Origin of the sequence: Halomonas litopenaei (genome assembly GCF_017303055.1) — a bacterium.
Classification (GTDB): domain Bacteria; phylum Pseudomonadota; class Gammaproteobacteria; order Pseudomonadales; family Halomonadaceae; genus Halomonas; species Halomonas litopenaei_A.
This window is the reverse complement of the sequence record NZ_JAEKJT010000007.1, coordinates 120,860-133,720: the sequence shown is the minus strand read 5'-3', so window position 1 is coordinate 133,720 and position 12,861 is coordinate 120,860. Positions and strand designations below refer to the sequence as shown.

The 12,861-nt window shown below is 62.6% G+C and carries 11 protein-coding genes; 6 read left to right on the top strand and 5 right to left on the bottom strand.

Going from position 1 to position 12,861, the window contains the following annotated elements; all coding sequences use genetic code 11:
- Positions 1-143: 143 nt before the first annotated feature.
- Positions 144-2,123 (bottom strand): Na+/H+ antiporter NhaC family protein, encoded by a 1,980-nt coding sequence (locus JF545_RS14915; protein ID WP_206943368.1) that lies wholly within the window; start codon positions 2,121-2,123, stop codon positions 144-146.
- A 264-nt stretch (positions 2,124-2,387) separates the two neighbouring features.
- Between JF545_RS14915 and JF545_RS14910 the strand changes: the two genes are divergently transcribed.
- Positions 2,388-3,803: an aspartate aminotransferase family protein gene (locus JF545_RS14910; RefSeq protein ID WP_206943366.1), complete on the top strand. Its 1,416-nt coding sequence runs from the start codon at positions 2,388-2,390 to the stop codon at positions 3,801-3,803.
- Between the two features lie 137 nt (positions 3,804-3,940).
- On the opposite strand, the gene JF545_RS14905 is transcribed toward JF545_RS14910, so the two are convergent.
- The 4 genes from JF545_RS14905 to gatC all read right to left on the bottom strand — a co-directional run bounded on the left by JF545_RS14905 (position 3,941) and on the right by gatC (position 7,824).
- Positions 3,941-4,492, bottom strand: coding sequence for a cupin domain-containing protein (locus tag JF545_RS14905; protein WP_206943364.1), 552 nt, complete (start codon positions 4,490-4,492; stop codon positions 3,941-3,943).
- A gap of 75 nt (positions 4,493-4,567) precedes the next feature.
- Complete coding sequence (gene gatB / locus JF545_RS14900) at positions 4,568-6,022, bottom strand: Asp-tRNA(Asn)/Glu-tRNA(Gln) amidotransferase subunit GatB (RefSeq protein ID WP_206943362.1); 1,455 nt, start codon at positions 6,020-6,022, stop codon at positions 4,568-4,570.
- Positions 6,022-7,482, bottom strand: a complete 1,461-nt coding sequence (gene gatA / locus JF545_RS14895) for an Asp-tRNA(Asn)/Glu-tRNA(Gln) amidotransferase subunit GatA (protein WP_206943360.1) — start codon at positions 7,480-7,482, stop codon at positions 6,022-6,024. Before gatA ends, gatB begins: the two co-directional genes overlap by 1 nt.
- A gap of 54 nt (positions 7,483-7,536) precedes the next feature.
- Positions 7,537-7,824, bottom strand: coding sequence for an Asp-tRNA(Asn)/Glu-tRNA(Gln) amidotransferase subunit GatC (gene gatC, locus JF545_RS14890; RefSeq protein WP_206943358.1), 288 nt, complete (start codon positions 7,822-7,824; stop codon positions 7,537-7,539).
- Between the two features lie 175 nt (positions 7,825-7,999).
- Between gatC and JF545_RS14885 the strand changes: the two genes are divergently transcribed.
- From JF545_RS14885 to rng, 5 genes are all read left to right on the top strand, one after another.
- Positions 8,000-9,037 carry a rod shape-determining protein gene (locus tag JF545_RS14885; protein ID WP_206943356.1) on the top strand — a complete coding sequence of 346 codons (1,038 nt, stop codon included), beginning with the start codon at positions 8,000-8,002 and terminating at the stop codon, positions 9,035-9,037.
- A gap of 77 nt (positions 9,038-9,114) precedes the next feature.
- Positions 9,115-10,014, top strand: a complete 900-nt coding sequence (mreC, locus tag JF545_RS14880) for a rod shape-determining protein MreC (RefSeq protein ID WP_206943355.1) — start codon at positions 9,115-9,117, stop codon at positions 10,012-10,014.
- On the top strand, positions 10,014-10,502 hold the full coding sequence (gene mreD, locus JF545_RS14875) for a rod shape-determining protein MreD (RefSeq protein WP_206943353.1): 489 nt from the start codon (positions 10,014-10,016) through the stop codon (positions 10,500-10,502). Before mreC ends, mreD begins: the two co-directional genes overlap by 1 nt.
- A 19-nt stretch (positions 10,503-10,521) precedes the next feature.
- Positions 10,522-11,157 carry a Maf family protein gene (locus JF545_RS14870; protein ID WP_206943352.1) on the top strand — a complete coding sequence of 212 codons (636 nt, stop codon included), beginning with the start codon at positions 10,522-10,524 and terminating at the stop codon, positions 11,155-11,157.
- A gap of 236 nt (positions 11,158-11,393) precedes the next feature.
- Positions 11,394-12,857, top strand: a complete 1,464-nt coding sequence (rng, locus tag JF545_RS14865) for a ribonuclease G (RefSeq protein ID WP_206943351.1) — start codon at positions 11,394-11,396, stop codon at positions 12,855-12,857.
- Positions 12,858-12,861 lie beyond the last annotated feature (4 nt).

The window sequence follows — 12,861 nt, the reverse complement described above, 5'->3', positions numbered from 1 at the left end:
TCGGCGTTTTCGCCGGTCTTTTATCGCCATGTCTTTTCGTAGGTAGACGATCAGCGGCACCGTCTCAGGACGGTGCCGCTGTCGTTGGTGGATAGCGTTCGTAGCGAGTCGAGTGCAGCCAGGCAGCCGCCTGGCATGCACGGTCAGCCGAGGGAGAGCGTCGGTGTGCTTGAGGGAACCGTCGCGCGTTGGCCCAGCAGGTAGAGGCAGGCGGTCAGCGTAAGCGCGCCTGCCCCGAGCCCCAGCCACCAGGGGAGTCCCAGCCCGGTCATGCCGGCACCGAAAATCAGTGCCACCAGCCCTACCAGCAGCGCGTAGGGCAGCTGTGTGGTGACGTGTTCGATCAACTCACAGCCGCTGGCCATCGCCGCCAGCAGGGTGGTTTCGGCCAGTGGAGAGCAGTGGTCGCCCCACACTGCTCCGGCCAGCACGCCCGCCACGGACGCGTAGAGCAGTGGCATGCCTTCCGCACTACCGGCCATGTCGTGGTGGTCAAGAACCGCCCAGGCCAGCGGCACCACCAGAGGCATCATGATGCCCATGACACCCCATGACGAGCCGGTAGCAAAGGCGGTGAAACCGGCAAGACAGAAGATCACCGCCGGCAGCCACTGTGGCGACAGGCTCTCGCCCAGGACAGACACCAGGTAGTCACTGGTATGCAGCGCGTCATTCACCCCTGCCAAGGCCCAGGCCATCATCAGGATGGTGATCGGCAGCAGCATCGACTTCACGCCCTCGAACCAGTAATGAAGCGTCTCCGTCATGCGCATCAGCCCCTGGGCCAGGGTCAGCACGACGGCGCATAGGCAGGCCGCAAGGGAACCCCACATCATGGCGCTGAACGAGTCGCCTTCCCCGAAGACGTCGCGCAGCAGATGTGGTCCCTCGCCCAGCGACGCCAGTCCGGTGGTGTAAATCCCGCCGAGGGTGACCCCGACCAGGACCAGCATGGGCACAACGGCGTTCAGTGCGCGATGGGGGATACCTTCCTTGGTGGCGATGTCTGCTTCCTCGACGATCGCCTCTCGGCTGCTGAGGCCTTGGCGCTCCCCTGGGGATGCCAAGGCGCGTCGCTCGGCTTTCAGCATCGGGCCAAAGTCGCGGCCGGTCCAGGCCACCAGAAAAACGAAGACCAGCGCGAGAATGGGGTAGGCGTTGTAGGGAATGGCGTTGACGAATACCGAGTAGGCCGAGGCATCCCAGCCATCGATACCCGCCATCGCCTCGCTGATCAGGCCCACCTGAAACCCGATCCAGGTCGTGACCAGCATGATGGCGGACACCGGCGCCGCAGTGCTGTCGACAAGGTAGGCCAGCTTGGCGCGAGAGACGCATAGCCGATCGGTGATATGTCGCATGGTGTTGCCGACGATCAGAGCATTGGCGTAGTCGTCGAAAAAGATGGCGAGCCCCAGCAGTGCGGAGGAGCTTTGGGCTTGGCGACGTCCGCGCACCACCCGGGAAATGCGCTCGGCAATGCCGCGGGTCCCGCCGTTGCGGGAGATGATCCCCACCATGCCGCCAATCAACAGGCAGAACAGTACGATGGACATGTGATCGCTGTCGCTGGCGGCGTTCAACACGTGCACATTCACCGAGTCACCGAAGGCGTTGAGCAGCGCGGTTGGATGCATGCCATGCAACACCCAGCCGCCCAGCAGCAGGCCAGTGAACAGCGCCACGATGACCTGGCGAAAGGCCAGCGCCAGCGTAATGGCGCTGAGTGCTGGCAGCAGCGATAGCCATGCAGGAATCGGGTCAAGCACAGCAGTGGCCAGGCTGACGTTGGCTGCGTCCACGAGCGAGACGGTGTATGTCTCCTGGCCGAGCACCAGCTCCAGGCTGGCCTGGCCGGCGTCGTCGGCAATCAACTGACGCTCAGGGAGCCGTCTCTCGCTGCCGGAAGGGGGAGTGTGGCGTGTCTCGATACGGTAGGAGGCGCCCGGTTCCAGACCACTGGCCTCGATGTGAGTCGGGACCTCTGCAAGGATGAGTTCGGCAGTGGAAAGGTCAGGCTGTGCGTGTGCGGGTGACGCCAGGATGGCGGCAAAGGCCAGGCAGATGGCCCAGCAGCAGGCGCGCCCAAAGCACTGGCGCAACAACGGGGTAAGGTGATGCATAGGGACTCCCGGCAAGTGATTGGAATGGTTGTTGGTCTGGGGAGAGTTGTGTCAATGAAAATTGGTCTATGTTGATTGGGTCGTCAAACAAAAAAATTAAGATTTACATCTAATGTCGACATTTTCTTACGGTCATTAACCATATAACAAAGGGTTAGCTTCGTGTTGGGCGAAAGGATGATCGATCTCTTGGCAAGAAAGCGTATGGTGGTTATGTTGAATAAAACATAACGTTTATCCTCTGCCGTTTTGGGAGAATCGGCCATGACCCTGAAGGACAGCACCACCCTCAAGCAGCTGGACAGTGCTCACCACCTGCATCCCTTTACCGATTTCAAGGCGCTTGGGGAGGAGGGCAGTCGCATCATCGTCGATGCCCAAGGCGTGTACATACGTGATGCCGACGGCAACCGAATACTGGATGCCATGGCGGGGCTGTGGTGCGTCAACCTGGGGTACGGTCGTAAGGAGCTGGTCGACGCCGCCACCCAGCAGCTGACTCAGCTGCCGTACTACAACAACTTCTTCAAGACTTCGCACCCACCGGCGGTGGAGCTGGCCGCGACCCTCTGCCGTCTCGCCCCGCAGCACATGAACCGGGTGTTCTTCACCGGTTCAGGCTCCGAAGCCAATGACACCGTCGTGCGTATGGTGCGGCGCTACTGGGCATTGAAGGGGCGTCCGCAAAAGCACTGGATCATTGGTCGCGAGAACGGCTATCACGGTTCCACGGTGGCGGGGATGAGCCTTGGGGGCATGGCACCCATGCATGAGCAGGGTGGGCCCTGCGTACCGGGGATTACCCATGTTCGTCAGCCCTACTGGTATGGCGAGGGCCTGCCTGATGCCAGCTGTGAGGACCCCGAGAGCTTCGGTCGTCGCTGCGCCGAGGCGCTTGAGGCGCGCATTCAGGAGCTGGGCGCCGATCAGGTGGCGGCATTTATCGCCGAGCCGGTACAGGGTGCCGGTGGCGCCATCATCCCGCCAGACAGCTACTGGCCGGCCATCAAGGAGGTGCTGGATCGGTACGATATCCTGCTGGTGGTGGATGAGGTGATCTGTGGGTTTGGTCGCCTGGGAGAGTGGTTCGGCAGTGTTCACTACGATCTGACACCCGACCTGATGCCGATCGCCAAGGGGCTGTCGTCAGGTTATCTGCCTATTGGAGGCGTGCTGGTCGGTGACCGTGTTGCCGAGACCCTGATCGAGGAGGGGGGCGAGTTCTATCACGGCTTCACCTACTCAGGGCATCCCGCCTGCGCCGCTGTGGCGCTGAAAAACCTGGAGCTGATGCAGGCCGAGGGGATCGTCGACAAGGTCCGCAACGAGCTGGGGCCGTACCTGGCGTCACGCTGGAAGGCGCTGGAGGCCCATCCATTGATCGGCGAGGCACGCTCGCTGGGGTTGATCGGCGCCCTGGAGATTGTCGCTGACAAGGCCAGCGGGCAGCGCTTTGACAAGGCCCTGGCCGTGGGCAATCTGTGTCGTGACATCTGCTTTGAAACGGGGCTGGTGATGCGCTCGGTGGGTGACACCATGGTCATCTCACCCCCCTTGGTGATCAGCCGTGACGAGATCGATGAGCTGGTGCGTCTCGCCGAGCGTGCGCTGGACGAGACCTTGCGGCGGCTCGAAGCGCAGGGTGTCAGTATTGCGTCCTGCGAGCAGGTGGAGTCATGACGCGTCTCCAGCCTGTGATGAGCGCGTAACGTCCAGTGAAAGCGCCTTGCCCTGGATAAGGGGCAGGGGAAGAGGTCACGCCTGGCGTGGCCTCTTGTTGTATCAAGGGAGGGGTGGGCGAGAGGAGACGACGGCTGCTAGAACGTGCGGGCAGGGGTGGCGCAGCTGACCAGTCGGCAGGCCTCTTTGCCGGGATTGCGGAAGCGATGAGGCACATTGGTGTCGAAGTAGTAGGCTTCGCCGGCAGCGAGCATACGGGTTTCAGCGCCAATGGTGATTTCGATGGCGCCCTCGAGGATGACGCCCGCTTCCTCTCCCTGATGGGTAATCATCTCGCGCCCTGTATCACTGCCTGGGGGATAGGTCTCGATCATGAACGACAGGGCCCGGCTATCACGATTGGCGCCAACCAGCTTGAAGATGACGTCGCCACTACCCACGTCCGTCAGCTCATCGGCACTGTAGAAGACCTGATTCTTGCTCTCGAGGTCCATGGTGAAGAAGTCGCCGACGCTCATCGGAATGGCGTCCAGGATCTTCTTCAAGGAGCTGACGGAGGGACTGACCTTGCCTTGTTCGATCAACGACAGGCTGGAATGGGTGACGCCGCAGCGCTTGGCCAATTCCCGTTGAGAGATGCCGCGCAGGGTTCTCAAGGCCCGTAGTCGGGCTCCGACATCGTCAGACATGGTGACTTCCTAGGCCGCTAGTGGACGAGAGGCCCCGGGACAGCCCTCGCTGTCCCGGGAAGGCGTGCGTCAGTTTCAGCACAGAGCGTCGAGTTTTTCCTTGAGCAAGCCGTTAACCTGCTGAGGGTTGGCGGTACCGCGAGACGCTTTCATCACCTGGCCGACAAAGTAGCCGATCATCTTGCCGCGCTTATCAGGCTCTGCATCCCGGTACTGGGCGACCTGGGCGGGACTTTCGCTGATGACCTGATCCACCATGGCCTCAATCGCCCCGGTGTCGGTGACCTGCTTGAGTCCCTTGGTCTCGATGATCTGGTCGGCGCTGTCACCTTCCCCATTCCACAGGGCCTGGAAGACCTGCTTGGCCGCCTTGCCGTTGATGGTCGAGTCGATGACGCGCTTGATCAGGCCGCCAAGCTGTTCGGCGCTGACGGGGCTGTCGGAAATGTCGAGCCCGTCGCGGTTGAGCGCCCCGGACAGTTCTCCTTGCACCCAGTTGGCCGCCTGCTTGGCGTCGCCGCAGAGGTCCTTGACCTGCTCGAAGTATTCCGCCATTTCACGGCTGGCCGACAGCACTCCGGCGTCGTAGGCGGACAGGCCCAGTTCGTCCTGGAAGCGCGCGCGCTTCTCCGCAGGCAGCTCGGGCAGGCTCTCGCGCAGGTGGTCGACGTAGGCGCAGTCGAGCACCACGGGCAGCAGGTCGGGGCAGGGGAAGTAGCGGTAGTCGTTGGCTTCTTCCTTGGTCCGCATGCTGCGTGTCTCGTCGGCCTCCGGGTCGTACAGGCGGGTTTCCTGCACCACCTTGCCGCCGTCCTCGATCAGCTCGACCTGGCGCTCGACTTCATAGGCAATGGCGCGCTCGACGAAGCGGAACGAGTTGACGTTCTTGATCTCGGCACGGGTGCCGAACGCTTCCTGACCCTTCGGACGTACAGAGACGTTGACGTCGCAGCGCATGGAGCCTTCGGCCATGTTGCCGTCGGAGATGCCAAGGTAGGTGACGATGGAGTGGATGGCCTTGAGATAGGCCGCGGCCTCCTTGGCCGAGCGCATGTCCGGCTCGGAGACGATTTCCAGAAGGGGCGTGCCCGCGCGGTTCAGGTCGATCCCGGTCATGCCGTGAAAGTCTTCGTGCAGCGACTTGCCGGCATCCTCTTCCAGATGAGCATGGTGAACCCGAATGATCTTGCTGGTGCCGTCGTCCAGCAGGATCTCCACTTCACCAGCGCCGACGATGGGGTGGTACATCTGGCTGGTCTGGTAGCCCTTGGGCAGGTCGGCGTAGAAGTAGTTCTTGCGGTCAAACACCGACACTTCGGGAATGTCGGCATGAATGCCCAGGCCGAACTTGAGCGCCATGGCCACGGCTTGCTCGTTCAATACGGGAAGCACGCCGGGCAGCCCCAGGTCGACAGCGTTGGCCTGGGTGTTGGGCTCGGCACCGAAGGCGGTGGACGAGCCGGAGAAGATCTTGGAGCGGGTCGCGAGCTGTACGTGCACCTCGAGACCGATCACGGTTTCCCATTCCATCAGCGGTTCTCCTCGGTCATCGCGGGACGCTTGGTATGCCAGTCGGTGGCCTGCTGGAACTGGTGTGCCACATTGAGCAGGCGGGTCTCGGCAAAGTGTGTGCCGAGAATCTGCAGGCCAACCGGACGCTGGCCGGAGAAGCCTGCCGGAACGCTGATGCCGGGAATGCCGGCCAGGTTCACCGCGATGGTGTAGATATCCTGCAGGTACATGGAAACCGGGTCTTTCTGGGCACCCAGGTCAAAGGCGGGTGTCGGCGCGGCCGGCCCCATCAGCACGTCGACCTCTTCGAAGGCGTCGAGGAAGTCCTGACGGATCAGTCGGCGCACTTGCTGCGCCTTCTTGTAATAGGCATCGAAGAAGCCTTCCGACAGGGTGTGGGTGCCGATAAGGATGCGACGCTTGACCTCTTCGCCAAAGCCTTCTGCACGAGAGCGCTTGTACAGATCGATCAGGTCCAGCGGATTGTCGCAACGGTGGCCAAAGCGCACGCCGTCGTAGCGTGACAGGTTGGACGAGGCCTCTGCCGGCGCGATCACGTAGTAGGCCGGAATGGCGTACTGAGTGTGCGGAAGGCTGACCTCGCGCACGCTGGCTCCCAGCGACTCATAGACCTTGATGGCCTCGTCGATGGCCTGACGAACACCACTGTCCAGGCCGTCACCAAAGTACTCGCGGGGCAGGCCGATCTTGAGGCCGGACAGCGGTGCTGTCAGTTCCTCGGTGTAGTCGGGGACGCCGCGAGCCACACTGGTGGAGTCGCGCACGTCATGGCCGGCGATGGCATTCAATAGATGGGCGCAGTCCTCGGCGCTGCGGGCCATGGGGCCGCCCTGATCCAGGCTGGAGGCGTAGGCGATCATGCCGTAGCGCGACACACGGCCGTAGGTGGGCTTCAGGCCGGTGATGCCGCAAAAGGCCGCCGGCTGGCGAATCGATCCGCCGGTGTCAGTGCCCAGCGCTGCAGGCACAAAGCCGGCGGCGATGGCAGCGGCGCTGCCGCCGGATGAGCCGCCGGGGACAGCGTTCAGATCCCAAGGGTTCTTGACCGCCCCGTAGAAGCTCGACTCGTTGGAGGAGCCCATGGCGAACTCGTCCATATTGGTCTTGCCAAGGCTCACGCTGCCCGCGGCCTTGAGCTTCTCGACCACGCTGGCGTCATAGGGCGCGACGAAGTTGTCGAGCATTCTGGAGCCGCAGCTGGTGCGCACGTCCTTGGTACAGAAAATATCCTTCAGCGCCAGCGGTACGCCGGTCAGCGGTCCTGCCTGGCCGTTGGCCCGCGCCTGATCTGCGGCGTCGGCGGCGCTCAGCGCCTGGTCGGCGGTCACGGTGATAAAGCTGTTGATCGTCTTGTCGTGGCGATCAATACGTCCGAGCAGATCCTGGGTCAGCTCGCGGCTGGAGATGGTGCCGGCAGCAAGTGCCTGGCTGATCTCTGTCAGCGTCTTGTCATGCATGGGCCTGGCTCCCTGTGTGCGTGAATCCAGTGTCGAGAAAAAAGGGGCGAGGCGTCATTCGACGACGCGCGGCACCAGATAGAGGCCGTTTTCGACCTGAGGTGCGCAGCGTTGAAAGTCGTCGCGTTGGTCAGTTTCGGTGACCTCGTCGGCGCGCAGGCGCTGGGTGGCATCGAGGGGATGGGCCAAGGGGGCGACGCCCTCGGTATCGACTGCCTGGAGCTGGTCAACCATCTCCAGGATCCGGCCGAGATCATCGTGGTAGTGGGCAGCGTCATTCTCTGAAAGGTCGATCCGGGCCAGGTGAGCGGCACGGAGTACCTCGGCGTGTTCAAGCGCCATGATCAATTCCTCGACGGAAGGGTCCATGAAATGACCGCAGAAGGTACCACATTCCGGGGCGCTCGGGCAGGTCTGCCCGGTCAAGTGAGACGCGCAACACGCTTGCCGCTAGGGGGGGTCAGTGATACCGTTTGCGTCCGCACAGGGTTTCCGGTCTGCACTAGGTATCTTTTCCATGTTCAAACGTTTACGAGGTGTGTTTTCCAGCGATCTGTCGATCGATCTGGGGACGGCCAATACGCTCATCTACGTGCGTCATCGCGGGATCGTCCTGGATGAACCCTCCGTGGTTGCGATCCGACAGTCTGGCAACATGCGCAGCGTGGCGGCGGTGGGTGCCGATGCCAAGCGCATGCTGGGCCGCACCCCGGGAAACATCACTGCCATTCGTCCGATGAAGGACGGCGTCATCGCCGACTTCACCGTGACCGAGCAGATGCTCCAGTATTTCATCCGCAAGGTGCATCAGAGCACCTTCCTGACGCCTAGCCCCCGGGTTCTGGTGTGCGTTCCCTGCATGTCTACCCAGGTCGAGCGCCGTGCCATCAAGGAATCCGCCGAGGGGGCTGGTGCCCGTGAAGTCTTCCTGATCGAGGAGCCGATGGCGGCTGCTATCGGCGCCGGGCTGCCGGTGGAGGAAGCCCAGGGTTCGATGGTCGTCGATATCGGTGGTGGTACCACAGAGATCGCCATCATCTCGCTCAACGGCGTGGTCTACTCCGAGTCGATTCGTATCGGCGGCGATCGCTTCGACGAGGCGATCAGCTCCTACGTGCGTCGCCACTATGGCAGCCTGATCGGTGAGGCGACCGCCGAGCGCATCAAGGAAGAGATTGGCTGTGCCTATCCGGGTGGCGAGCTGCGCGAAATCGACGTGCGTGGCCGTAACCTGGCGGAAGGCATTCCGCGCAGCTTTACGCTGAATTCTCACGAGATTCTGGATGCGCTGCAGGAGCCGCTCGGCTCGATCGTATCAGCGGTCAAGAGCGCCCTTGAGCAGTCTCCCCCCGAACTGGCCTCTGACATCGCCGAGCGTGGCCTGGTGTTGACCGGTGGTGGTGCACTGCTGCGCGATCTCGACAAGTTGATCGCCGAAGAGACCGGCCTGCCTGTGGTGGTCGCGGACGATCCGCTGACCTGCGTCGCCCGTGGCGGCGGCAAGGCCCTGGAAATGATTGATCAGCATACCTTCGAGCTGCTCTCCAGCGACTGACAAGGTGTGGCCCAGGATCTCCAGGGAGTCGGCCTATCAAACCGCTGTTCTCGCATGGCTCCGTCCCCGGGTATCGCATGTTGTTGTGTGCGGTGCTCGCGGGTGGGCTGATGTTTGTCGATACGCATTTCACCCGCATGGAGTCGGTGCGTGCCCAGCTGTCGACGCTGGTTGCCCCTATCCAGTGGGTCGTGAGCCTGCCCAGTGATGTGCTGAATTGGGGGGCTTTGGCATTGTCCGAGCAGCGTTCTCTGGTCGAGGAGAACGCGCGTCTACGTGAACAGCTGCTGACGCTCTCCCATCGGGTCCAGCGGATGGCCAGCCTGACCGCGGAAAACGTCCGCCTGCGCGAGCTGCTCGATGCCGCCCGAGACCATGAAGTTCCCTACCTGACTGCCGAGCTGCTGTCCCTCGATCCAGACCCCTTCACCCATCAGATGGTGATTGACCGTGGCCGTCGCGATGGCGTCTATGTGGGCCAGCCGGTGATGGACTCGTCGGGTATCGCCGGGCAGGTCAGCGAATTGTCCGCCTATTCCAGTCGCGTCCTGATGCTGACCGACGCCAGTCACGCGCTGCCCATCCAGGTCAATCGCAACGGTCTGCGCTTCATCATTCAGGGAACGGGCAACTACGATGCCCTGAAGGTCCTGCATGTACCGGATACCGCAGATATTCGGGTCGGCGACCTGCTGGTCAGCTCCGGCCTGGCGGGACGTTTTCCCGCAGGCTACCCGGTGGCCAGGGTCAGCGACGTGGGTCATGATCCCGGCGAGCCGTTCGCGACGGTCAGCGCGGCGCCGGTGGCACAGCTTCAGCGCTCGCGGCATTTCCTGCTGCTGTTCCCACCGGAGCCGGCGCTAGAGGTGTCTCGCGGCCGCTGGCACCCTGACCTGGATCCGGTTGCCATCGAGTCGGCTCGCCGTCTTGGCGAGCTACTGCTGCCACCCGAGGACGACACCGAGGAGGACAACTGATGGCTGCCACTCCACGGGCCAGTCTGTTGCTGGTGTGGCTGACACTGGCCTTGTCGCTGTGTCTCCAGGTCATGCCCATGGCCGATGGTTGGCAGGTTTGGCGACCTGACTGGCTGGGACTGATGCTGCTGTACTGGTGCATGACGCAGCCTGATCGCGTGGGCGTGTTCCACGGCTTTGCGCTGGGGCTGTTGCTCGACCTGATCGAAGGGGCGCCGCTGGGGCAGAGTGCCTTGACCTTGTCGCTGCTGGCCTTTCTTGGCGCGCTGGTCTATCCCAGATTTCGCACGTACTCCCTGGTTCAGCAGGCGGTACTGATCTTCGTGCTGCTGGGACTGGTGCAGCTGGTAGAACAATGGCTGCGCACGTTGTTCGGGCCTTTTTCGATGCATCTGTCGTTTCTCATGCCCTCGCTGATCGGGGCCGCCCTGTGGCCGTGGCTGGTCACGCTGTTCAAGGCCCTGGGCCGGCGTGCGGTCCGCGAGTAACCTGGTCAGGAGTCTGTGCATGCCTTCCGCTAGCGACCTTCCCTTGTCGAACACGCTGCTTCTGGCGTCGGCCTCGCCGCGTCGACGGGACTTGCTGGCGAGTATCGGTGTCGAGGTCGAGGTCTGCCCCGTGGACATCGATGAAACGCCGCATCCGGGTGAGCAGGCCGTGGACTATGTCGCGCGCCTTGCCCGGACCAAGGCGACCGTCGGTCAGCGTGCAGGACTGGCCCAGCCGGGGGCGGCGAGTGAGGACCGGGTCACGCTGGGATCTGATACCGCGGTGGTCCGCGATGGGCAGATTCTTGGCAAGCCAGCGGATGCCGCAGAGGGGTTTGCCATGCTGCGCTCGCTCTCCGGGCGTGATCATCAGGTGATGACGGCTGTGGCAGTGACCGGGCCAGCGGGTCTGCTGGAGGTCACGGTCGTCACTGACGTCACCATGCGGATGATCGAAGACGCCGAGATTCATGCGTATTGGCGCAGCGGTGAACCCCAGGACAAGGCCGGGGGATATGCCATCCAGGGGCTTGCCGCGGTGTTCGTCGAGCGCATTGCCGGCAGCCATTCGGCGGTGGTGGGACTGCCCTTGTTCGAGACGGCCGCCTTGCTTCGACAGCAGGGCATGGCGCTGTGGTGTGGGGCCCTTCCCTAGAGCACTGCGTTGCGGTGAATCGCTGTGCACGGGAGGGTGACAGGCGTCGTCGACATGGATGGCGCAGCGTTGAGGCCGGCCCATCTGGCGTCATCTGTCGCTGCGCGATGGCAAGCGGGTCGAAAGCGCGTATGCTGCATCAATCCGTATGGCCAGGATGGCCGAGACAGGCATCGTCGCAACGGTGGGTGGCTATGTCATAATGGCGCCAGACATCAAAGGACAAGGACAGCCGCATGAGTGGTGAAGTACTCATCAACCTGACGCCGATGGAAACCCGCGTAGCCGTGGTGGAAAATGGCGTGCTCCAGGAAGCCTTCATCGAGCGGGCCAGGCGGCGCGGTATTGTCGGCAATATCTATCAGGGCAAGGTCGTTCGAGTGTTGCCCGGCATGCAGGCCGCCTTCGTCGATATTGGTCTGTCACGGGCGGCCTTCATTCACGCCCACGACGTCGGTGATCACGCCGCCAGTGGCGAAGAGCAGCCGTCCATTTCGCATCTCCTGCACGAAGGCCAGTCACTGGTCGTCCAGGTGACCAAGGACCCCATCGGATCCAAGGGGGCTCGCCTGACCACCCACCTGTCGGTACCCTCCCGCTACCTGGTGTACATGCCAGATTCGCCCCATAACGGGGTGTCTCAGCGTATCGAGGACGAGACCGAGCGAGAACGTCTGCGAGAGCTGGTCGAGGCGGCCCAAGCCGAGCAGCAGATCGACATCACCGGCGGTTTTATCGTGCGCACCGCTGCAGAGGGTGTGACCCTCGAGGAAATGGCGGCGGACATGCACTTTCTGCTGCGGCTATGGCGCAAGGTCAGCGAGCGCAAGATCACGGCCCCGGCCCCCAGCGTCATCTATGACGACCTGCCCCTGTTCATGCGAACCCTGCGCGATGTCATGCGTGATGACATCGAGAAGGTGCGCATCGATTCTCGCGAGAACTTCGTCAAGCTGGTCGAATTCGCTGAAGAGTTCATGCCGACCGCGGTCGGGCGGATCGAGCACTATGCCGGCGAGCGCCCCATCTTCGATCTGTACAGCGTGGAAGATGAAATCCAGAAAGCGCTGGCACGCAAGGTGCAGCTGAAATCCGGTGGCTATCTGGTGATCGACCCCACCGAGGCGATGACCACCATCGACGTCAATACCGGCGGCTACGTGGGCCATCGCAATCTGGAAGAGACGATCTTCAAGACCAATCTCGAGGCCGCTACCGCCATTGCCCGGCAGCTGCGCCTGCGCAACCTGGGTGGCATCATCATTATCGATTTCATCGACATGGTGGACCCCGAACATCAGCGGCAGGTGCTGAGAATGCTCGAGAAGTCTCTCGAGCGAGACCACGCCAAGACCAAGTGTACCGGCGTCACCGAGCTTGGGCTGGTGCAACTGACCCGCAAGCGGACCCGTGAGAGTCTCGAGCAGACGCTGTGCGAGCCCTGCCCATCCTGCCAGGGACGCGGCACGCTGAAGACGCCGGAATCCGTATGCTACGAAATCTTCCGGGAGATCCTGCGCGAGGAGCGAGCCTACAACGCGGAGACCTACGCAGTGCTGGCCTCCCAAGCCGTGGTCGATCGTCTGCTCGATGAAGAGTCGGCGGCAGTGGCTGATCTGGAAGAGTTCATCGGCAAGACGATCCGCTTCCAGGTCGAGACTCACTATTCCCAGGAGCAGTACGACATCGTGCTGATGTGATGTG

What these genes read in the sequence shown, in the direction of transcription:
- gatA (WP_206943360.1), bottom strand. Translation starts at nt 7,482, where the DNA reads ATGCATGACAAGACGCTGACAGAGATCAGCCAGGCACTTGCTGCCGGC.
- rng (WP_206943351.1), top strand. Translation starts at nt 11,394, where the DNA reads ATGAGTGGTGAAGTACTCATCAACCTGACGCCGATGGAAACCCGCGTA.
- JF545_RS14870 (WP_206943352.1), top strand. Translation starts at nt 10,522, where the DNA reads ATGCCTTCCGCTAGCGACCTTCCCTTGTCGAACACGCTGCTTCTGGCG.
- gatC (WP_206943358.1), bottom strand. Translation starts at nt 7,824, where the DNA reads ATGGCGCTTGAACACGCCGAGGTACTCCGTGCCGCTCACCTGGCCCGG.
- mreD (WP_206943353.1), top strand. Translation starts at nt 10,014, where the DNA reads ATGGCTGCCACTCCACGGGCCAGTCTGTTGCTGGTGTGGCTGACACTG.
- mreC (WP_206943355.1), top strand. Translation starts at nt 9,115, where the DNA reads ATGTTGTTGTGTGCGGTGCTCGCGGGTGGGCTGATGTTTGTCGATACG.
- JF545_RS14885 (WP_206943356.1), top strand. Translation starts at nt 8,000, where the DNA reads ATGTTCAAACGTTTACGAGGTGTGTTTTCCAGCGATCTGTCGATCGAT.
- JF545_RS14905 (WP_206943364.1), bottom strand. Translation starts at nt 4,492, where the DNA reads ATGTCTGACGATGTCGGAGCCCGACTACGGGCCTTGAGAACCCTGCGC.
- gatB (WP_206943362.1), bottom strand. Translation starts at nt 6,022, where the DNA reads ATGGAATGGGAAACCGTGATCGGTCTCGAGGTGCACGTACAGCTCGCG.
- JF545_RS14915 (WP_206943368.1), bottom strand. Translation starts at nt 2,123, where the DNA reads ATGCATCACCTTACCCCGTTGTTGCGCCAGTGCTTTGGGCGCGCCTGC.
- JF545_RS14910 (WP_206943366.1), top strand. Translation starts at nt 2,388, where the DNA reads ATGACCCTGAAGGACAGCACCACCCTCAAGCAGCTGGACAGTGCTCAC.